A 20,785-nucleotide genomic window follows, 5' to 3' on the forward strand; every position below is an offset into this window, starting at 1 on the left:
AGAAAGGCTGCAACAAAATCGTGTCAAAAATGGAAGGAACAATGTACTTAGAACAACGTACTTAAATGTTCGACACGTAACTTGGAAAATCAACCTGCTCCCACAGCTGTCTGGATAACTCTGCTTTTGAATCCCATGCACCTTGCAGTACCCAATGAACAATAGCCTGAGCAACATCTGGGTATTTCACACTTTCGGCTTGTTGCTCCTTTAGCCACTGGCGTACTGCGGAAATGTCTAAGCTCTCCATCGACATCGCAAGCCCTAAATCTTCTAAGGTCGCAACATTGCTCTGCTGCTCGAATTGACCCGCGAGTGGCTTTAGTAACAATTTTTTCCCCAAAGACAAGGCTTCTGAAGGAAGCTCAAACCCACCATTAGCAATGACACCACTACAGCGATGCAAATGATGCTGGAAGTTGCTGTGGCATAAAGGGCGCAGTTCTATGTTTTCCACCTGCTCACATTCGATCACATCCGGGTGATAACAGATAAACGCTTGCTGATTAAAGTGGAACAATAAATCCGAGATATCTTCAATCGATTCGAACGGTAGATACACCAACACGAAGTCGTCGTTTTCTGCTTGGCTATCGACGGTATGCACTATTGGTGGTAACAAAGGTTGATCAAAATGATGCCAATGCAAACCAAGGTGGTGTTGAGAAGGCGCAAAGTATTCAATGACGGATTTATCTAACCAACTTGCTCCCTTTAGTGGCACCGGATAACGGAAAGCATTTTGGTGGCTGATACCAATAGAAGGCTTATTTTGTTGTCTCGCTGCCCACGCAGTCACAGGTTCGAAATCATTAATGATAAGATCGTAGGACGATAGATCGAGTTGCTTAACTTCTTTGAAAAACTGCACCAAATTGTTATTCAATGCTGTTTTCGCGTAGTTTACAGAGCCTTTTTCGGTAATAAAGGTGAAGCCTCGGCGAGTCTGGTAATCGCCAAATGCTTCCATTGAAAAATATTTTTCCGGCGCTCGCCCAGAAAACAAAAAGTCGACCTCAACATCGTGCTCTTTAAACGCATGAATCATCGCCCTTGCGCGTGCAATATGTCCGTTTCCTGTCCCTTGAACACCGTACAAGATTTTCATCAATTAGCCTCCTAACATCGCAATCGCTAATCCACCACAAAGACTGCCAAGCAGTGCACCAATGATGACATCGGTAAAAAAGTGCACACCCAATAAGATTCGCGCGGTTCCAATTAAACTTGCCCAAAAGAATGCAGCAACGCCTAGGCTCGGATAGAAATGGTCAATCAGCGTCGCCATGACAAACGCAGCGGCAGTGTGTCCTGAAGGAAGACTGTAGCGATCAGAGGGGGTAATAAAAGCAGGAAGGAGTGCATTAAGCTCTTCAGGGCGACGACGCTTAAAACTATTTTTCAGCGTCCAATAAATTGGTAGCTCGATAGCAAAAGCAAGTAAACCCGCCAGTAAAAACCAGACTCCTTGCTCCTTATCTAAATACCAAGCTAATAACCCCAACACCAAGTAAAGATGCCCGTCACCACTGTGGGAAACTCCTTTACTGATATTGGCGACTTGTTGATTAAAACGGTGCTTAAGACAAACACTAGAGAGCGCTAAATCAAACTTAGCAATGGTTGCAATTGGCTGTGTAATTGTCTCTATGGTTCTCATGTGACCTTTCCTTACTTTGACAACGCCTTTTTGTGAAAAGTAGGAGGTTTAGGTGACAACAGCATGACGGGAGTTTGGACAATTAATGACAAAGGCCAAATTAAGGTATGCCCAACGATTTATCTATTGGGCATAACCATAAAAATAGAACATTAAGAAGGGTTTGATGGTTGCGGTTGAGGGGTGTCTATATACCAGACTTTTCTCTTCTTGCGGCAGGCGCGCAAAGAGCCTGTCGTCATGTCACCATCTTTTGTTAGCTCATAGCTCAGTGAGCGGCAAGTATAGTTTCCCGACAGTTCATGCTCTATACTCGTTTTCTCCGTTTTACTCGAGTTAGGCTCTAGTAGAGGGTTAGGCTGAGTAGATAAAATGTCACGATTTATCACATTGCTGCGCGCATAATCCTTATGGACATAACCTTTTATCACTCCTTTCTGTTCAACGAGAAACCAAGGTTGATCAACCACTTTTGCTAGCACATTAAAGACTTCCCCTTTCGATAATACGCCAAGCTTTGCCCCTTCAAGACTCGGTTTGGAGCGTAGGTTTAATGTGGTCTTAGAGCGGTAAGAGACATCCATAAACTCTACTGGGTTTGAGGTATCGACACCTTCAGTGGTTGGTCGGAAAACTTCCGCTTGCTGTTTCTCACTAGGCTGGACACGGATCTTCCACCAAGAATACGTTTCCGGATCTTTACCTTTAAACTTATTTCGGCTGTCAGACTCAAGGGCAACAAGCATCTGATTCAAGAACGATTCGCGTCCTTCATAACTCAAAAATCGATCCATTTGATCATTGATGACCATGACGCTCTGTGAGTGATCATTCATAACAACGGGGGAAGCCACTTCCACATAGGTCTGCGATTGAAACAGCTGACAACCCGACAAGCTGACCAGAGTAAGTACTATGGCTGAACGTCCAAATTGTTTTGTTAACCTCATTCTTTCCCTAACCCTTATATTTCTTTTACCTAGTGCAACTGCACTACTATAAATGGTCATTCAAAACTTTTGCCAAACAATTCGGACCTTTGTGTGACAAGTCGCAATCCCGATGCTTGTTTTGGTAATGAAACGTCGCAAACTTGATGAGAACTTACTTCTTCTAGCACGTTTCTATCGCATCATGTCGTTTCACTTAGTGCATCATTTTTTTCAAGCAAACGAAAAGACTCATCCGATATGAATAAAAAATCGACTTTAGGGTTGACGCGCTTCATGGAGTGCGGTACTAATTTGTTAACTTAATTATGTGGAAAGCTTAACAACTATGTCAGCTCATTTTTCTATCCTGCTTAGCCTCCTCCTGATCGTGACCAGTTCGCGCGGGTAGGCTGTGGAAGAAAAATAACCACACCAATTTCTAAGAACCCGCATGAGAATGCGGGTTTTTTTATATCTAAATACTGGAAGTAAACGATTCACTTGCGCGAAAGTGCAGAAATCAGGAAGGAAGCAAACATGAACGATCAGGTCATTATATTCGACACCACATTGCGTGATGGCGAGCAAGCGTTGTCAGCAAGCTTGACGGTTAAAGAAAAACTGCAAATTGCCTATGCGCTGGAAAGACTCGGCGTTGATGTTATCGAAGCTGGCTTCCCAATCTCTTCACCAGGTGATTTCGAGTCTGTACAAACCATCGCAAAAAACATAAAAAACAGTCGAGTTTGTGCCCTTTCGCGTGCCGTTGCGAAAGACATTGATGCTGCCGCTGAAGCATTAAAAGTGGCTGACCAATTCCGTATTCACACGTTTTTAGCCACTTCCACCATTCACGTAGAAGACAAACTACGCCGCAGCTACGACGATGTACTAGAAATGGCAGTCAACGCCGTTAAACATGCACGTAACTACACTGATGATGTCGAGTTTTCTTGTGAAGATGCAGGTCGTACTCCAATCGACAACCTATGTCGCATGGTAGAAGCCGCCATCAATGCAGGTGCGAGTACAATCAACATTCCAGATACCGTTGGCTACACCGTACCAAGTGAGTTTGGTGGGATTATTGAAACCCTATTTAACCGCGTTCCGAACATTGATAAAGCGATCATCTCCGTTCACTGTCACGACGATTTGGGGATGTCAGTTGCCAACTCTATTGCCGCCGTTCAAGCTGGCGCACGTCAGATAGAAGGCACGATCAATGGCATTGGAGAGCGAGCGGGTAACTGTTCACTTGAAGAGATCGCAATGATCATCAAGACGCGTCAAGAGTTTTTGGGCGTTCACACTGGCATTAAGCATGATGAAATTCACCGCACCAGTAAGTTGGTTAGCCAGCTATGCAATATGCCGATTCAAAGCAACAAAGCAATTGTGGGTGCAAATGCATTTAGCCACTCTTCAGGCATCCACCAAGATGGCATGTTGAAGAATAAGAATACCTACGAAATCATGACCCCTGAGTCTATTGGCCTAAAAAACCAAGCTCTGAACCTAACCAGCCGCAGCGGTCGCGCTGCCGTGAAGAGCCATATGGATACCATGGGTTACAACGAAGACGAGTACAACCTAGACGCGCTGTATGCGGATTTCTTGAAACTTGCTGATCGCAAAGGCCAAGTGTTCGATTACGACCTAGAAGCCCTAATGCACTTCTCGAACTTGCGTGAAGAAGATGACTTCTACAAATTGAGCTACCTAAGCGTGCAGTCTGGCAGCGTAATGGCTACCACCAGCATCAAAATGCAATGCGGTGATGAAGAAATGTGTGAAGCAGCGGTCGGTAATGGCCCAGTTGATGCGCTATACCAATGTATCTACCGCGTGACAGGCTACGACATCGTTCTGGATAAATTCGACCTAACCGCGAAAGGTGAAGGTGAAGATGGTTTGGGTCAAGCAGACATCATTGCCAACTACAAAGGTCGCAAATACCACGGTACGGGTGTTTCCACCGACATCGTTGAGGCTTCCGGCCAAGCATTATTGCACGTTATTAACAGCATTCATCGTGCAGATAAAATCGAAGAAATGAAGCAGAAAAAGATTGCGACTGTGTAATAACAACCGGGCTACACGGCTCAGGAAAGAACACGCTCGTTGAAATAATTAAGCTCAAAATTAGAAAACTTAAAGGATTAACATGACAGACAAATCGTACAAAATTGCCGTCCTACCCGGTGACGGCATTGGCCCGGAAGTAATGGCGCAGGCACATAAAGTATTGGATGCAATCGAAAAGAAACATGGTATTGCGTTTGAGCGTGACGAGCATGATGTAGGTGGTATCGCGATCGACAATCACGGTTGCCCACTTCCAGAGAACACAATAAAAGCATGTGAAGAGTCTGATGCAGTCCTATTCGGCTCGGTTGGCGGCCCTAAGTGGGAGCACTTACCACCAAATGACCAACCTGAACGCGGTGCCCTACTGCCACTACGCAAACACTTCCAACTGTTCTGTAACTTACGTCCAGCGCAAATTCACTCAGGTCTTGAAGCTTTCTCACCGCTACGTGCAGACATCTCGGGTCGCGGCTTTGACATCGTGGTAGTCCGTGAACTGACGGGTGGTATCTACTTCGGCCAACCGAAAGGTCGTGAAGGTGAAGGCGCAACAGAAAAAGCATTTGATACTGAGGTGTACCACCGCTTTGAGATCGAACGTATTGCAAAAATCGCTTTTGAATCTGCTCGTCTACGTCGCAAGAAAGTGTGCTCTATCGACAAAGCGAACGTTCTACAAAGCTCTATCTTATGGCGTGAAGTAGTCGAAGAAACCGCAAAAGACTACCCAGATGTCGAGTTGTCACACATGTACATTGATAACGCGACTATGCAGCTTATCAAAGACCCAGCACAGTTCGACGTGATGCTGTGTTCAAACATCTTCGGCGACATCATTTCTGATGAGTGCGCGATGATCACTGGCTCTATGGGCATGTTGCCGTCAGCAAGTCTAAACGAAAGCAAATTCGGTCTGTACGAGCCAGCAGGCGGCAGTGCACCAGATATCGCAGGTAAGAACATCGCTAACCCAGTGGCACAAATCCTGTCTGCGGCACTGATGCTACGTTATAGCCTAGGTGAGGAAACGGCGGCACAAGACATCGAAACGGCAGTTTCAAAAGCGCTATCAGCGGGGGAACTAACGGGTGACCTTGCTGGTGACAACCCAGCACTTTCGACGTCTGAGATGGGCGATAAGATCGCTGAGTACATCTTAAACTCTTAATACAAAACAGATTAATAATAAATACTAAATCCTCGGTCAACCAATGGCTTTCCTCTAAGTCATTGGTGCAATAGCAAGGCAGCAAGCCCATTTATATTAAGGCGTTTAGTTCGCTAAATAACTGGATAAATGGGTGCCGCTAACGCAGTTATTGCGGCAAAGGCGACGAGGAAAGGAAGCAAACAATGGGCAAAACATTATACGAAAAAGTCTACGACGCACACGTTGCCGTCGCAGCAGAAGGGGAAAACCCAATCTTGTACATCGACCGTCACTTGGTACATGAAGTGACGTCTCCGCAAGCATTTGACGGCTTGCGTGAAAAAGGTCGTAAAGTGCGTCAGGTCAGCAAAACTTTTGCCACCATGGACCACAACGTTTCAACAACCACCAAAGACATCAACGCATCCGGTGAGATGGCACGTATCCAGATGGAAACGCTATCGAAAAACTGTGAAGAGTTTGGTGTTACGCTTTACGACATTAACCACAAATACCAAGGTATTGTGCACGTTATGGGCCCAGAGCTTGGTATTACCCTACCGGGAATGACCATTGTTTGTGGTGACTCGCACACGGCTACACACGGTGCGTTCGGTTCTCTCGCTTTTGGTATTGGTACATCTGAAGTTGAGCACGTATTAGCAACTCAAACGCTAAAACAAGCGCGCGCAAAAACGATGAAGATCGAAGTAAAAGGCAAAGTGGATCCGGGCATCACGGCGAAAGATATCGTGCTAGCCATCATCGGTGAAACGACAGCAGCGGGTGGTACAGGTTACGTGGTTGAATTCTGTGGTGAAGCGATCACAAACCTTTCAATGGAAGGCCGCATGACCGTATGTAACATGGCGATTGAGCTAGGAGCGAAAGCCGGTTTGATTGCGCCAGATGAAACCACGTTCGAATACATCAAAGGCCGTAAATTCTCACCTCAAGGTGCCGACTTTGATGCAGCAGTAGAATACTGGAAGACATTAAAAACGGACGATGATGCTCAGTTTGATGCAGTCGTGACACTAAACGCAGCGGATATCAGACCACAAGTCACTTGGGGTACTAACCCAGGCCAAGTGATCGCGGTAGATCAACCTATCCCAGCACCAGAAAGCTTTGCCGACCCAGTAGAAAAGGCATCGGCAGAAAAAGCATTGGCTTACATGGGCCTAGAGGCAGGCAAGTCATTGTCTGATTACAACGTCGATAAAGTCTTCGTTGGTTCTTGTACTAACTCACGTATCGAAGACATGCGCGCAGCCGCTGAAGTGGCGAAAGGTCGCAAAGTCGCGCCTCACGTTCAAGCGCTAATCGTTCCTGGCTCTGAGCAAGTAAAAGCGCAAGCAGAAGCGGAAGGCTTGGACGTTATCTTTAAAGAAGCGGGCTTTGAGTGGCGCCTACCAGGTTGCTCGATGTGTCTAGCAATGAACAATGACCGTTTGGGTCCACATGAACGTTGTGCGTCTACTTCAAACCGTAACTTTGAAGGCCGCCAAGGTCGTGATGGCCGTACCCACCTAGTGAGCCCTGCGATGGCAGCGGCAGCAGCAATTGCTGGTCACTTTGTAGATATTCGTGAACTAGACTAAGGAGCAAACCAATGTCAGGCTTTAAACAACACACAGGCTTAGTTGTTCCTCTAGATGCAGCGAACGTTGATACTGATGCCATCATTCCAAAGCAGTTCCTACAAAAGGTCTCTCGCCTAGGCTTCGGTAAGCACCTATTCCATGACTGGCGCTTCCTAGACGATGCTGGCGAACAACCGAACCCAGAGTTCGTGATGAACGCACCTCGCTACCAAGGCGCGTCTATCTTGCTGGCTCGTGAGAACTTCGGCTGTGGCTCATCTCGTGAGCACGCACCGTGGGCGCTAGCGGATTACGGCATCAAAGCGATGATCGCACCAAGCTTTGCCGATATCTTTTACGGCAACTCGATCAACAACCAAATGGTGCCAGTTCGTTTGACTGAACAAGAAGTGGATGAAATCTTCCAGTTTGTTGAGGCAAATGAAGGTGCAGAAGTCGAGGTCGACCTAGAAGCGAATGTCGTTCGTGCCAACGGCAAAGAATATGGTTTTGAAATCGATTCGTTCCGTCGTCACTGCTTACTAAACGGTTTGGACAACATTGGCCTAACCCTTCAGCACGAAGATAAGATTGCCGAGTACGAGGCAAATATCCCGAGCTTCTTGCGTTAAGACGCGTTAGTACATACACAAATCAAGGGCTGGCAATTGTCGGCCCTTTTAATTATTTAGACAACTGATTTTATATCGCTTTGCTTACGGAATACCGAACGCCTCTGTTGAAATTCGTCATCCTGAACAGCGACGAAGGAGTGTGATTCAGGATCGACTGCCAGAGCGCACTGTGCAGATTCATACTGTCTTTACTCAAGAGTTTGTGGGTATTAGATTCCTGATATCGCTTATGCTCCTCGGAATGACGGCGAATAAAGGCCACTGATTACTGAAAGAAAACAAGCACTAAACTGGTCTACACTATCAACAATATCTCATTCAAAGGTATCTCTATGAAGCGTCTGTTATTGCTGTTGTGTGCTCTGGTTTCTTTATCAACATTTGCCGCACCTAAATCCGACTTATGGCCGTATTGGAAACAATCGAATCAGGCTAATCAAAGTCAAATCTCTCATCAAGATTGGCAGCAATTGCTCGATGCTTATTTGGTTGAACAAGGTGAGAATACCTTGTTTCGTTACAGCCAAGTCACCTCAGCCGATAAAACTAAGCTGAAACAATACATCCAACGTTTGGCAAAACTCGACCCTCGACAATACAACCAAGCGGAGCAATACGCCTACTGGGTAAACCTTTACAACGCCATCACGGTAGATCTTATTTTGGATAACTATCCTGTCGAATCGATTACCAAACTTGGTGGGCTATTTAGCTTTGGCCCTTGGGGGGATGATGTGGTCGTGGTCAACGGGAAGGATCTGACTTTAAACGATATTGAACATCGCATTTTACGTCCAATTTGGAATGACCCGAGAACACATTACGCGGTTAACTGTGCCAGCTTGGGATGCCCTAATCTGCAGTCTCAAGCATTCACTGCTGACAACACGCAAGTTCTACTGGATAGTGCAGCTAAAACATTTATTAACAGCAGCAAAGGCGTATCTATCCAAGGTAACACGGCACAGCTGTCTTCTATTTATGATTGGTTTGCAACGGACTTTGGTGGAGAAAAACAAGTCTTCAACCACATCACAAAGTACGCACCGCAATACAAAAACTTCTCTGGTAAAGTGAAATACGAATACGATTGGGACTTGAATCAAGCCAACTAAACTGGGGGGATGTGAGGTCAATTAGCATTAGGGACATAATAGGCCAAAAGCTAAAGACACTGGCAACTCAAAGACTAAGACATGAAAAAAGGGCACTGAGTGCCCTTTTTAAATCCAAATGTTTGATAGAAAACGTCCGGCTACTTAAAGCCTTTAACCTTCTTAATAAGATCGTAAGCGTTTTGAATCTCTTGAGATTTCTCTTTCGCGACGTTCATCATCTCTGGTGGTAAACCTTTAGCCATCAATTTGTCCGGGTGATGCTCGTTCATCAGTTTACGATAAGCACGCTTAACGGTTTTACTGTCTGCATCTGAAGACACATCCAGAATTTTGTACGCGTCGGCCAACTGATCCGCTTGTGAAGCTTGTTGCCAGCTACCACCTGAAGATTGGCCTTGATGCTGACCATGAAAACCGCCCTGGCTTTGGAAACGAAATGCGGCTTCTTGCATTTGCAAACGACGCTCTAATTGCTCAGAAGAGAAACCCAAACCACGTGCAATTTTGTGTAGTACATTTCGTTCACTCGGGTGGATTGAGCCATCTGCAAAGGCCGCCGAGATTTGCAGCTCTAAGAAAAATTGCAACAAGTCAAAGCGACCAGCTGTCGAAATTTTCACACGAACAAGAACATCTTCTAACGGAAAGTCGCTGTCTTTACCTTCACGAAACGCGTCTTGCGCTGCGCGACGCTGTTCGCCATGCAAATTCATGCGGTCCATCATGGCTGAAGCCAGTTGGATTTCCTCTTTGGTGACTTGGCCTTTCGCTTTTGCCACATGTCCCATTACCGCAAACGCCGCTTTAAAAAACTCTTCTTGGCGTTGAGCTTGACTTGGCCCTTTTCCAAAGCCGCCAGTAGAGAACCCGGCTTGACTCAAGCGACGTGCTTTATCGAATTGATGGCCAATAAATAAGCCAAAGAGTAAACCTAGCGGCCCGCCAAGTAACAAGCCAAAAAAGGCACCCAGAATTTTGCCAAAAATATGCATTATGTGTTCTCTATCAATGAATTTTTATCGACGACGGCGGTCTTATAGTGCCGGATGCAACGATTTCCTTTATGATAATGGAATTAGTTTTATTTCGGCTAGGCCATTTCGCCTGCTTATCTTTGCAGCTATTTTGTCGTCATTATGCCACAGTGAATCAATACGCTGGGATAAATGCGACTATAGTTGATTCATTTGGCTATTACGCTAGGGTACAACAAGCCCTATAGCCATCGAGTAGTAGTGACACAGGAAAGTTCAATTCAATGCAACATTTCTCCCGCACATTTTTAGCGGCCTCTATCAGCACCGCCTTGTTTGTACCCACCACTCAAGCTGAAGCGAATATCCATGATAGTGTGCAGGAAATGCCCGCCACAGATCAATGTTTGGTCGATACAAGTGGCGAGGAGGACGCTCTTAATACCCCAGTAGTGGTAGAAGCTGACACCCTGCAAGCCATCAATGGTGACAAAGCTCAGTACTCAGGTAATGTACAAGTCACCCAAGGCCAGAAGAAAATTACCGCAGATAGCGTAACGCTGCACCAACAAGACAACGTCGTGGTTGCCGAAGGCAACGTGACTTTCAATGACGGCCAAGTCAAAGCTCGATCTGATCGTGTTACTAACGACATTAATCAAGATACGTTTTCACTTGAGAACACCGATTATCAGTTCCTTTGCCAACAAGGCCGAGGCACTGCAGCCTATATCGCCCGCACAGGTCAGTCGGTTTATGAACTCGAAGACGGCTCTATCACATCGTGCCCTCAAGGCGATAATTCATGGCGATTGGTTGCGTCAGGCATCGATGTTGACCAAGATGAAGAGACAGCGACGCTGCACCACCCTCGATTTGAAGTGTTAGATGTGCCTGTTTTCTATGTGCCGTATCTAACCATGCCAATTGGAGATACGCGTAAAACGGGTTTCCTCTTCCCTTCTTTATCGTACGGTTCTAGTGATGGTATGGAAGTCGAGGTGCCATTCTATTGGAACATCGCGCCTCAATATGACATGACACTCACCACGCTCTATATGCAGCAACGTGGTACAAAACTCGATACTGATTTCCGCTACCTAACAGATGGTTGGGGAAATGGGGAAATCAAAGGCGAATACCTCAATAGTGATCGCAAATATCAGGACGAGTCTCGTTGGGGCTACCAAGTTAAACACGACGGTATCATCAATAAACAGTGGATAGTCAAAGTTGATTACTCAAAAGTGAGTGATATTGATTACTTCCTCGATCTCGACTCCGATATTGGTAACCGTGAAGATGGTCAACTGGTTCAAGAAGGACAAGTACAATATCGTTCTGACTTCTGGGATGCCTCGTTAACCGTTCGTGACTTCCAAATCTTATTGAAAGAAGAGAACCGCCCTTATCGCCTGCTTCCTCAGTTAGACTTGAACTACTACACGCCGTTGTGGGGAGACTACCTTAACTTTGACGTGAAGAGCCAAGTCAGCCGCTTCGATACCAGCGATGCTGCGCGACCAAATGCGACCCGTGTTCACATTGAACCAGGGCTTACATTACCACTCTCAAACTCATGGGCAACGTGGACAACAGAAGCGCGTGTGCTCTCTACGTATTACTCTCAAGACTTAACGGGTTTGACAGATGTAAACTTGCAAAACCAGTTGGATGATGAAGTTTCTCGTGTTATTCCTGAGTTCCGTACGCATGCGCAACTTTACTTAGAGCGAGATACAAGCTGGATCAAGGGCTACACCCAAACACTGGAGCCTCAGCTGCAGTACTTGTACGTACCTGAAGAAGATCAGACCAACATCTACAACTACGATACCACCTTGCTACAAACCGACTACTACGGGCTATTCCGCAGTCGTAAGTACAGTGGCATTGATAAAATCGCCTCTGCGAACCAGTTAAGCTACGGTGCGAGTACTCGCTTCTTTGATGATGACTATAAAGAGCGTCTTAACGTTTCATTTGGTCAGATTTACTACTTCGATAAAAAGACCAAACTGAGCAACAGCCCAAATCTTCCGGATGAGACCACCAACTATTCATCATGGGCGATTGAAGCCGATTTCAACTACAACGATTACTTGTTCTATCACGGTGGAATTCAATACGATATCGATTTGAGCTCCATGCAGTTGGCGAACAGTACCTTAGAGTACCAATTTAACGGTGGCTTTATTCAGGGTAACTATCGTTACGTCACGCGTGAATACATCGAAGATACGATCATTCTCGAAAACCTAGACACAATTACTCGTAAAGGCATTTCACAAGCAGGTATTGTAGCGGCCTACGAGTTCAACCCGAACTGGTCTGCAAGTGGTCAATACTACTACGACCTCAATGAAAATGCGGACCTAGAATGGCTAGCGAGCCTGCGTTACCAGTCTGACTGTTGGTACATTGGTGTGACTTACGCCAACCAATTGCTTGGTTGGAAAAACCAAACTATCGGCAGCACTGGGGCATCACCTGAATACGAAAATAACTTTAGCGTTAACTTCGGTATTCAAGGCTTTGCGACCAATCAGCGTGAAGACACTGCAGTCAAAGAACTGGATGGTTCTGACAACGCGATTAAGTACGGCCGCCCATTCTATCTGAACAATTAATCAAAATAGGCGTCTTAAATGAATAAGACGCCTATTCAAAAATACTGACGGAATTTTAAATGAAAATTTGGAAATCAATCTTATTCACGACCCTACTCTCTTGCGGAGCGGTTGCAGCACCAGTAGAGATCGATAAGGTTGCGGTCATCGTGAACGACGGTGTAGTTCTACAAAGCGACATCGAAACAGCGATGAAAACGCTGCAAGCCAACGCACGTCAAAGTGGAAAGAGCTTACCTTCTACCAGCGTGTTAAAAGAACAAGTCGTTGAAAAACTTATCATTGATACGTTGCAAGGCCAAGAAGCAGACCGTATTGGTGTGCGTATTGACGACAACCGTTTAAACCAAGCGATTGCAGAGATCGCACGTAATAATGAGCAATCGGTAGAACAACTCGCTGCTTCTGTAGAAAGTGAAGGTTTAAGTTACCCAGAATTCCGCGAACAAATTCGTAAGGAAATCGCCGCATCAGAAGCCCGCAATGCACTGGTTCGTCGCCGTATTAATATCCTTCCAGCAGAGGTCGATAGCCTTGCGGAACAACTATCACAAGAAACCAATGCGACTGTTCAATACAAAATTGGACACATTCAACTGCGCTTCTCTGACGATAAAGAAAAATCTGCTGTAGAAGCAGAAGCTAAAGCGCTCGCGAAAAAGCTAAACGAAGGTGCAGACTTTACGGAGATGGCCTACACCTACTCAAAAGGTCCTAAAGCTTTACAAGGTGGTGACTGGGGCTGGATGCGTAAAGAAGAGATGCCGACCATCTTTGCTGATCAGATCAAGATGCAAAACAAAGGCAGCATTATTGGTCCTTTCCGTAGTGGCGTTGGTTTCCACATCCTAAAAATAGAGGATGTCAAAGGCCTAGAAACGGTTGCGGTAACGGAAGTAAATGCGCGTCATATTTTGATTAAACCAACCGTGATTCTGAGCGACGAAGGGGCGAAGAAGCAACTGAATGAATTTGTACGCCGCATCAAAGCCGGTGAAGCAACGTTCGCTCAATTGGCAACACAATACAGTCAAGATCCTGGCTCGGCAGCACAAGACGGTGAACTAGGTTATCAAACACCAGATCTTTACGTGCCAGAATTCAAGCACCAAGTAGAAACTCTGCCAGTTGGCTCAATCAGCGAACCGTTCAAAACCGTTCACGGCTGGCATATCGTTGAAGTGTTGGATCGTCGCCAAGTTGACCGTACTGACTCAGCGATGAAGAACAAAGCTTACCGTATTCTATTTAACCGTAAATTTAATGAAGAAGCGGGCGCATGGATGCAAGAGCTACGCGCAAGTGCGTTTGTTGAAATCGTGGATGACAACAATGACAACTAATACAATTCGTAGAATTGTCGTAACCGCAGGGGAACCTGCGGGTATCGGCCCAGACTTAGTGCTTGCCCTATCGAAAGAAGATTGGGCGCACCAAATTGTCGTCTGTGCCGATAAGAATATGCTGACGGAGCGAGCCAAGCAGCTTGGAATCGAAGTCCAACTGTCTGATTACAATCCAGAAGAAGCACCTAAAGCACAAAAAGCGGGCACGCTTATCGTTGACCATATCCAAATATCGGAACCTGCGGTCGCAGGCGAGCTCAATGAAGCGAATGGCCACTATGTACTAAAAACGCTAGAAAGAGCGGCTTTAGGCTGTATGAATGATGAATTTGATGCTATTGTCACCGGCCCTGTTCATAAGGGGGTGATCAATCGCGCAGGTGTTGCATTCAGTGGGCATACTGAATTTTTCGCCGAGAAGTCACAAACGCCGCTAGTCGTAATGATGCTAGCAACGGAAGGACTACGCGTGGCGCTGGTTACAACACATATTCCTTTAGCTTATGTGTCCAAAGCTGTCACCGAAGAGCGATTAGAAAAAATCATCGATATTCTTCATAAAGACCTTGTAGAAAAGTTTGCTATCGCACAACCAAACATCTACGTTTGCGGGCTTAACCCTCATGCTGGCGAAGATGGCTGCTTAGGTCGTGAAGAGATCGAGACCATCACTCCGACACTGGAAAAAATTCGACAAGAAAAAGGTATCAACCTGATCGGCCCTCTGCCGGCTGATACCATTTTCAATGAAAAATATTTAAATGATGCTGATGCTGTTTTAGGCATGTACCATGATCAAGTATTGCCAGTATTAAAGTACAAAGGCTTTGGTCGTTCAGTAAACATTACTCTTGGTCTACCTTTTATTAGAACATCGGTGGACCACGGTACTGCATTAGATCTGGCAGGGACAGGTCAAGCGGATACAGGGAGTTTCCGAACAGCGCTCACGCATGCGATAGATTTGGTAGAGAAGAAACAATGAGAAATGATGTCCATTTAGGACACAAAGCGCGTAAACGTTTTGGTCAAAACTTCCTGAACGATCCATACATTATTGATGGAATCGTATCAGCGATTAACCCAAAACCAGGTCAAAACCTGGTTGAAATCGGTCCTGGTCTTGGTGCAATTACTGAGCCAGTAGGTCGTGAAGTAGATAAGTTCACAGTTATCGAATTAGACCGCGATCTGGCAGAACGCCTACGTACTCACCCTGAACTGGCGGATAAGTTGACCATCCATGAGGGTGACGCTATGCGTTTTGACTTCACTCAATTAGTGAAGCCAAACAACAAGCTGCGCATTTTTGGTAACTTGCCATACAACATCTCTACACCATTGATGTTCCACCTTTTTGAGTTCCATAAAGACATTCAAGACATGCACTTTATGCTGCAAAAAGAAGTGGTAAACCGCTTAGCCGCCGGCCCTGGCAGCAAAGCTTACGGCCGTTTAACGGTAATGGCTCAGTACTACTGTAAAGTGGTACCAGTACTGGAAGTACCGCCAACGGCATTCGTTCCACCACCGAAAGTGGATTCTGCCGTTGTTCGTTTAGTGCCTTACGAAGAGCTGCCATGCCCGGCGAAAGATCTGCGTTTGCTCGATCGCGTTTGTCGTGAAGGCTTTAACCAACGTCGTAAAACCGTTCGTAACTGCTACAAATCGTTGTTAAGCACAGAAGTACTAGAAGAGCTAGGTGTTAATCCAAGCATGCGTCCAGAGAACCTGACGCTAGAACAATTCGTCGCAATGGCGAACTGGCTTGCGGATAACCCGCAGCACTAAGAACTCAAACAATGAGCCAAACCCTTGTAGGTTTGGCTTATTATTATTGGGATATTACGTTTCTGAGGAGTGCACATGGACGTCATTCAACCTTGCATCAAAATTCAAGTTCACACCAAATACATCGAAGAACAGTCCAACCCAGAGCTACAACGCTACGTTTTCGCTTATATCATCACCATCAAAAACCTTAGCCAACAAACCGTACAGTTAGTGAGCCGCCGCTGGCTAATCACAGACTCGAATGGCAAGCAAATGACGGTTGAAGGTGACGGAGTGGTAGGCCAGCAGCCCTTTATTCCAAGCAATGATGAATACACGTACAGTAGCGGAACAGCGTTAGAAACCCCTGTCGGCGTTATGCAAGGACACTACAAAATGCTGGATGAAAAAGGGCAAGAGTTCATCACCGAAATTGAACCATTTCGCTTGGCTGTTCCAAATGTTTTAAATTAGTAAATTGGAGATTCAGTGGCTACCTATATTGTTGGTGACATCCAAGGCTGTTTTGATGAATTGCAGCGACTACTAGAAAAAGTATCTTTCTCTGCGAAAAAAGACCAACTTTGGCTTGCTGGTGATTTGGTCGCCAGAGGGCCTAAATCATTAGAAACGTTACGCTTTGTGAAGTCACTTGGCGCAAGCGCAATCGTCGTGCTTGGTAATCACGACCTTCACCTTCTTGCAGTGGCTCACGGGATAAAAAAGGTCAAAGACAAAGATAGAACCGCACCTATTTTCACGGCCCCTGACAAAGAGGAACTACTGACATGGCTAGCTCAGCAACCTCTAATGGCCGAGCATGACGAGTTCGTGATGTGTCACGCTGGCATATCACCGCAGTGGAATCTAAAAACAGCGAGAAAGTGTGCCCGTGAAGTTGAGCGCATCATCCAAAGTGAAGAGCTGCCTTGGCTATTAAAAAACATGTACAGCAATCAACCTGATTCCTGGGATGACTCTCTACAGGGTTTGGACCGATACCGTTATATTATCAATGCTTTTACGCGGATGCGCTTTTGTTTCCCTGATGGTCGTTTGGATATGGATTGTAAATTGCCACCGCAACAAGTTTCCGGTAACGAACTTATTCCATGGTTTGAGGTGCCTGAACGTATCCACTTAAACAAAGCGGTGCTCTTTGGGCACTGGGCTGCACTGCAAGGTTATATGAACAGCGAAGTCATCGGGCTAGATACTGGCTGTGTTTGGGGCGGAAGCCTAACCATGATCCGTTGGGAAGATAAGAAAATTTTTACTCAGGATGCGTTAAGTTAAACACTGAATAACAGTCGATAATCCATAGTAGGAGGAATACCTGTCACTTAACACCTCCTGTAGGGTCATTCCAACGAGCCTTAACGAGACTAGAAATCTAATATCCTCGCGCTGCGAATAGATAGAAATACCTTTGACAACAAAGTACTCGTATAGAGGCTCCTGAATCTCGCTCTTTCGTCGCTTTTCAGGATGACGGTAGGTTGGGATGGCCGCTCGCTGTTATACGAACGGCATTACCGTATTAACTACGCGGTGTTAATCTCGAATTACTTTTCTAACACAGTAAAGCGCATGTTGTAGGCGTTTTTCTCATCGGCTTGATACATTTCTGAGTAAGTTTCCTTAAACTCGTCTCCCCAATCTGGGAACTGAGTATCACCATCAATGGCCGCTTCAATGTGTGTTACATACAGTTTATTGGCCATAGGCAGACAAGTGGTGTAAATCGCACCACCACCAATGATCATCACTTCTTCCACATCACCTGCGACTTCCAGAGCCTGCTCAATCGATGTTACGGTAGTGACACCTTCGATCTTTAGTGTCTCATCAAGGCTAATAACAATATTCAAGCGACCAGGTAAAGGGCGACCAATAGACTCATAGGTTTTGCGTCCCATCACAACCGGTTTTCCCATGGTACAACGCTTAAACCAAGCGAAATCGGCGGGAAGGTGCCAAGGCATTTGATTGTCTTTGCCAATGATGCGATTGTCGGCCATCGCGGCAATCATACTAATGATCATGTTAGGTCCTTATACAATAGGTCTGCGGCGATAGAATAACAGCCCTGGAACCGCAAGACCAACTGCTAAACCTGCAATAATAAACATGGCCTTAAGAAAGTTTTCCATACAGGTTGCAACAAGCTCGGGTGAGTAGCCAACATGATTGATCTCTACCATAGCGATCATTGCTTTGTAAGCAAACACACCCGGCACCATCGGGATCAAAGCAGCCACAGTAAACACTTTTGGATGCGCGAGAAAACGGTGAGACCAGTACACACCGATCATCCCAACTAACGTCGCAGCAAAAAAGGTTGCCCACTCAATAGGAATGCCAAACTGCATCATCAAGTAGCGGCTACCATGACCAATCGCACCACCAACAGCGCAATACACTAAAGCTCTTTGTGGCACGTTAAAAACCAATGCAAATCCTACGGCGGGAATCGCCGCAAAAAACATGTCATTCAACAGGCCAAACATCAAATCAAATAAACTCATTAGATAGCCCACCCCCAAATTCCAGTTACACTCATCGCAGCAACGATCCCCAAACATGTCGCCAACGTTAGTAAACTAGCCATCACAAATCGAGCAATCCCCATATTAATGTGGCCTTTCAACATATCTGCGACAGAGTTAATGAGTGGGAAACCAGGTACAAGCATTAATACTGACGATGCCATTGCTACGGTAGGTAGATTACCGATTTGGTAAATTTCCGCCTGTGCTGAAATTAAGGTAGTCACAAAAGCGGTCGCAGCAAAGTTCAATAGAGGGTTGAAATGACGATGACCAATTTCTTGGCGAACGATCATGCCACCAGCTGAAGCTAAAAAGGTCATGATGAAGACTCCCCAATCACCACCAGCTAGATGACTGAATGCCGCACAAGACAAGCCAATCATAAACACCACCAACCAGCGGTTATAACGCTCTGGACTGATAGCGTTCAGCTTTTTCTGCGCCATGGTTGCATCGAGCAAACCACGTTCCATCATGATACAGATTCGTTGAATTTGCGTAATAACGCGCATATTGATGCCACGATCAGCGCAGCTTCGGGTGGTGGTGATGCAATGCCCATCCATTACCGTCGTCACAACCAATGCATTAGCTGATAGTGCTACCGCAACTTCATTCACCCCACAAGCAAGGCCAATACGACGCATAATATCGCTCACAAGAGTACTTTCAGCACCATGAGCGAGTAGCATTTGTCCGGCTTGGGCGACAAGACGAGAAATCGATCGTTGAGTAGATACCGCCAACTCTCTAGGCGGTATGGTTTCTAGAGTCATAAATAAGTCTAATTCCTTTTAGGGTGTTACTCATTCATACGCGCGAGGGCCAAACTAACCCTCAAAAAACACGACGTATCGGTTATTGTGCCGTAAATCACATCACCTAAATATGATTTAGATACAAAAAAAGCCGCAATAAATAATTGCGGCTTAATGAATTATAGGCAAACAGGCATTGTTTGACCGTTCTGATTAGTCACGAACGTAGACAACGTGACCGTCATCTTCTTCATCGTCCCAGTCATCCCAATCGTCGTCGTCATCTTCAGTGATAACGTCTTTACCCGCCATCGCATCTTTATGGTAATCATCCCACATGAAGTTAACTTTATCTTCTTCAGCCACTTCTTCCTCTTCGCGAGGTAGGTTATCCATAAAGTCAGCCAGTTTGTAACAAAGCTCTTTAGTACCGTTACGATTGATCGCCGAGATCTTAAAGTACTCGTCTTCCCAACCTAGTGCGTCTAAGATTTCTTGGATCTTCTCATTCGCTTCTTCTTCAGGCATTAGATCAACTTTGTTGAACACTAACCAGCGCGGCTTACTTGCCAGTTTTTCGCTGTATTGTTCTAGTTCATCAATGATCGTCAATGCATTTTGCACCGGATCGGACTGATCAATTGGCATAATATCGATCATGTGCAGCAATACTCGACAACGCTCTAAGTGCTTCAAGAATCGAATACCAAGGCCAGCGCCATCTGCTGCACCCTCGATCAAACCAGGGATGTCTGCAACAACAAAACTTTTCTCTGGTACGACACTTACGACACCCAAGCTTGGGATCAAAGTCGTGAATGGGTAATCAGCGACTTTCGGTTTTGCTGCTGATACTGCGCGGATAAAGGTTGATTTACCGGCATTAGGTAGACCAAGCATACCCACATCAGCAAGAAGCAATAGCTCAAGGCGAATTTCGCGTACTTCACCTTTTGTACCCAATGTTCTCTGACGAGGCGCGCGGTTTACTGAAGATTTGAAACGCGTGTTACCTAGACCGTGCCAACCGCCTTTTGCGATCATCACTTTCTTACCGTGTTCAGCAACTTCCGCCACGATTTCATTTGTGTGGATATCCACAGCGCGCGTACCCACAGGTACACGAAGAACGATGTCTTTACCACGCTTACCTGTACAGTTACCACCGCGACCGTTTTCACCACGCTCAGCTTCGTAGAAGCGCTGGAAACGGTAATCAATCAGGGTATTTAGGTTTTCATCGGCTTGGATATAAACATCACCACCGTCACCGCCATCACCGCCATCAGGGCCACCTTTAGTGATGAATTTTTCACGCCAGAAACTGACAACGCCACTACCGCCATCACCAGCCTGAACTTTTACTACCGCTTCATCTACGAACTTCATCTTTTACTCCGACTACTTCGTGCGTGGATTAAATCTTACTATGTCATCCGACAATTTTAGCAGATGACAGATCTAAGCTCCCAGATTCAAATCGCTTAGGATCTTAGCGAGAAACTTCGATATGTCGACTGCCACAAATAAAAAACCCCGCCGATTCGGCAGGGCTTTTGAATTCAGCTTAAAGCTATTAA

General features: G+C 45.8%; 19 protein-coding genes. 11 read left to right on the top strand and 8 right to left on the bottom strand.

Translation table 11 applies throughout. The features are described from left to right. Window positions 1-61: 61 nt before the first annotated feature. The 3 genes from R8O11_RS00880 to R8O11_RS00890 form a co-directional block, all read right to left on the bottom strand. On the bottom strand, window positions 62-1,108 hold the full coding sequence (locus R8O11_RS00880; protein ID WP_318193837.1) for an MJ1255/VC2487 family glycosyltransferase: 1,047 nt from the start codon (window positions 1,106-1,108) through the stop codon (window positions 62-64). 3 nt (window positions 1,109-1,111) lie between these two features. Then, on the bottom strand, window positions 1,112-1,660 hold the full coding sequence (locus R8O11_RS00885) for a phosphatase PAP2 family protein (protein ID WP_033906038.1): 549 nt from the start codon (window positions 1,658-1,660) through the stop codon (window positions 1,112-1,114). Between the two features lie 152 nt (window positions 1,661-1,812). Next, a complete protein-coding gene (locus tag R8O11_RS00890; RefSeq protein WP_025768373.1) occupies window positions 1,813-2,610 on the bottom strand; it encodes an SH3 domain-containing protein in 798 nt (265 codons plus the stop codon). 519 nt (window positions 2,611-3,129) lie between these two features. Here R8O11_RS00890 and leuA point away from each other — a divergent pair. From leuA to R8O11_RS00915, 5 genes are all read left to right on the top strand, one after another. Further along, window positions 3,130-4,677, top strand: a complete 1,548-nt coding sequence (leuA, locus tag R8O11_RS00895; RefSeq protein WP_005379685.1) for a 2-isopropylmalate synthase — start codon at window positions 3,130-3,132, stop codon at window positions 4,675-4,677. Between the two features lie 82 nt (window positions 4,678-4,759). Further along, window positions 4,760-5,851, top strand: coding sequence for a 3-isopropylmalate dehydrogenase (gene leuB, locus R8O11_RS00900; protein ID WP_172563390.1), 1,092 nt, complete (start codon window positions 4,760-4,762; stop codon window positions 5,849-5,851). 185 nt (window positions 5,852-6,036) lie between these two features. After that, the gene (leuC, locus tag R8O11_RS00905; RefSeq protein ID WP_033906033.1) at window positions 6,037-7,437 is read left to right on the top strand and encodes a 3-isopropylmalate dehydratase large subunit; all 1,401 of its coding nucleotides are present in this window, start codon (window positions 6,037-6,039) and stop codon (window positions 7,435-7,437) included. 11 nt (window positions 7,438-7,448) lie between these two features. Then, on the top strand, window positions 7,449-8,051 hold the full coding sequence (gene leuD / locus R8O11_RS00910) for a 3-isopropylmalate dehydratase small subunit (protein ID WP_005383071.1): 603 nt from the start codon (window positions 7,449-7,451) through the stop codon (window positions 8,049-8,051). A 335-nt stretch (window positions 8,052-8,386) separates the two neighbouring features. Further along, a complete protein-coding gene (locus R8O11_RS00915) occupies window positions 8,387-9,169 on the top strand; it encodes a DUF547 domain-containing protein (protein ID WP_318193838.1) in 783 nt (260 codons plus the stop codon). Between the two features lie 140 nt (window positions 9,170-9,309). Here the strand turns inward: R8O11_RS00915 and djlA are convergent, their stop codons facing one another. Then, the gene (gene djlA / locus R8O11_RS00920) at window positions 9,310-10,164 is read right to left on the bottom strand and encodes a co-chaperone DjlA (protein ID WP_005383076.1); all 855 of its coding nucleotides are present in this window, start codon (window positions 10,162-10,164) and stop codon (window positions 9,310-9,312) included. 266 nt (window positions 10,165-10,430) lie between these two features. On the opposite strand from djlA, the gene lptD reads away from it, so the two are divergent. The 6 genes from lptD (at window position 10,431) to apaH (ending at window position 17,191) form a co-directional block, all read left to right on the top strand. Beyond that, entirely contained in the window at window positions 10,431-12,776 is a 2,346-nt protein-coding gene (lptD, locus tag R8O11_RS00925) for an LPS assembly protein LptD (RefSeq protein ID WP_172563391.1), read from the top strand. Window positions 12,777-12,835: 59 nt separating this feature from the next. Then, entirely contained in the window at window positions 12,836-14,119 is a 1,284-nt protein-coding gene (gene surA, locus R8O11_RS00930; protein WP_005379672.1) for a peptidylprolyl isomerase SurA, read from the top strand. Beyond that, complete coding sequence (gene pdxA, locus R8O11_RS00935) at window positions 14,109-15,107, top strand: 4-hydroxythreonine-4-phosphate dehydrogenase PdxA (RefSeq protein WP_005383085.1); 999 nt, start codon at window positions 14,109-14,111, stop codon at window positions 15,105-15,107. Before surA ends, pdxA begins: the two co-directional genes overlap by 11 nt. Further along, entirely contained in the window at window positions 15,104-15,913 is an 810-nt protein-coding gene (rsmA, locus tag R8O11_RS00940; RefSeq protein ID WP_005379669.1) for a 16S rRNA (adenine(1518)-N(6)/adenine(1519)-N(6))-dimethyltransferase RsmA, read from the top strand. The genes pdxA and rsmA overlap by 4 nt, the downstream gene beginning before the upstream one ends. Window positions 15,914-15,988: 75 nt before the next feature. Continuing rightward, window positions 15,989-16,369: a Co2+/Mg2+ efflux protein ApaG gene (gene apaG, locus R8O11_RS00945; RefSeq protein ID WP_005379668.1), complete on the top strand. Its 381-nt coding sequence runs from the start codon at window positions 15,989-15,991 to the stop codon at window positions 16,367-16,369. A gap of 15 nt (window positions 16,370-16,384) precedes the next feature. Next, window positions 16,385-17,191: a bis(5'-nucleosyl)-tetraphosphatase (symmetrical) ApaH gene (gene apaH / locus R8O11_RS00950; RefSeq protein ID WP_033906026.1), complete on the top strand. Its 807-nt coding sequence runs from the start codon at window positions 16,385-16,387 to the stop codon at window positions 17,189-17,191. A 269-nt stretch (window positions 17,192-17,460) separates the two neighbouring features. Here apaH and folA read toward each other — a convergent pair whose 3' ends face one another. The 4 genes from folA to cgtA form a co-directional block, all read right to left on the bottom strand. Beyond that, window positions 17,461-17,940, bottom strand: a complete 480-nt coding sequence (folA, locus tag R8O11_RS00955) for a type 3 dihydrofolate reductase (protein WP_318193839.1) — start codon at window positions 17,938-17,940, stop codon at window positions 17,461-17,463. A gap of 9 nt (window positions 17,941-17,949) precedes the next feature. Beyond that, window positions 17,950-18,423: a threonine/serine exporter family protein gene (locus R8O11_RS00960; protein ID WP_005379665.1), complete on the bottom strand. Its 474-nt coding sequence runs from the start codon at window positions 18,421-18,423 to the stop codon at window positions 17,950-17,952. After that, window positions 18,423-19,223, bottom strand: a complete 801-nt coding sequence (locus tag R8O11_RS00965) for a threonine/serine exporter family protein (RefSeq protein ID WP_005383089.1) — start codon at window positions 19,221-19,223, stop codon at window positions 18,423-18,425. Before R8O11_RS00965 ends, R8O11_RS00960 begins: the two co-directional genes overlap by 1 nt. 195 nt (window positions 19,224-19,418) lie before the next feature. Beyond that, the gene (gene cgtA, locus R8O11_RS00970; RefSeq protein WP_005383091.1) at window positions 19,419-20,594 is read right to left on the bottom strand and encodes an Obg family GTPase CgtA; all 1,176 of its coding nucleotides are present in this window, start codon (window positions 20,592-20,594) and stop codon (window positions 19,419-19,421) included. Window positions 20,595-20,785 lie beyond the last annotated feature (191 nt).

Source organism: Vibrio sp. 1288 (assembly GCF_033344475.1).

Excerpts from the sequence above, each read along its gene's own strand:
- R8O11_RS00880 (WP_318193837.1), bottom strand. The coding sequence starts at position 1,108 with ATGAAAATCTTGTACGGTGTTCAAGGGACAGGAAACGGACATATTGCA.
- R8O11_RS00885 (WP_033906038.1), bottom strand. The coding sequence starts at position 1,660 with ATGAGAACCATAGAGACAATTACACAGCCAATTGCAACCATTGCTAAG.
- R8O11_RS00890 (WP_025768373.1), bottom strand. The coding sequence starts at position 2,610 with ATGAGGTTAACAAAACAATTTGGACGTTCAGCCATAGTACTTACTCTG.
- leuA (WP_005379685.1), top strand. The coding sequence starts at position 3,130 with ATGAACGATCAGGTCATTATATTCGACACCACATTGCGTGATGGCGAG.
- leuB (WP_172563390.1), top strand. The coding sequence starts at position 4,760 with ATGACAGACAAATCGTACAAAATTGCCGTCCTACCCGGTGACGGCATT.
- leuC (WP_033906033.1), top strand. The coding sequence starts at position 6,037 with ATGGGCAAAACATTATACGAAAAAGTCTACGACGCACACGTTGCCGTC.
- leuD (WP_005383071.1), top strand. The coding sequence starts at position 7,449 with ATGTCAGGCTTTAAACAACACACAGGCTTAGTTGTTCCTCTAGATGCA.
- R8O11_RS00915 (WP_318193838.1), top strand. The coding sequence starts at position 8,387 with ATGAAGCGTCTGTTATTGCTGTTGTGTGCTCTGGTTTCTTTATCAACA.
- djlA (WP_005383076.1), bottom strand. The coding sequence starts at position 10,164 with ATGCATATTTTTGGCAAAATTCTGGGTGCCTTTTTTGGCTTGTTACTT.
- lptD (WP_172563391.1), top strand. The coding sequence starts at position 10,431 with ATGCAACATTTCTCCCGCACATTTTTAGCGGCCTCTATCAGCACCGCC.
- surA (WP_005379672.1), top strand. The coding sequence starts at position 12,836 with ATGAAAATTTGGAAATCAATCTTATTCACGACCCTACTCTCTTGCGGA.
- pdxA (WP_005383085.1), top strand. The coding sequence starts at position 14,109 with ATGACAACTAATACAATTCGTAGAATTGTCGTAACCGCAGGGGAACCT.
- rsmA (WP_005379669.1), top strand. The coding sequence starts at position 15,104 with ATGAGAAATGATGTCCATTTAGGACACAAAGCGCGTAAACGTTTTGGT.
- apaG (WP_005379668.1), top strand. The coding sequence starts at position 15,989 with ATGGACGTCATTCAACCTTGCATCAAAATTCAAGTTCACACCAAATAC.
- folA (WP_318193839.1), bottom strand. The coding sequence starts at position 17,940 with ATGATCATTAGTATGATTGCCGCGATGGCCGACAATCGCATCATTGGC.
- R8O11_RS00960 (WP_005379665.1), bottom strand. The coding sequence starts at position 18,423 with ATGAGTTTATTTGATTTGATGTTTGGCCTGTTGAATGACATGTTTTTT.
- R8O11_RS00965 (WP_005383089.1), bottom strand. The coding sequence starts at position 19,223 with ATGACTCTAGAAACCATACCGCCTAGAGAGTTGGCGGTATCTACTCAA.
- cgtA (WP_005383091.1), bottom strand. The coding sequence starts at position 20,594 with ATGAAGTTCGTAGATGAAGCGGTAGTAAAAGTTCAGGCTGGTGATGGC.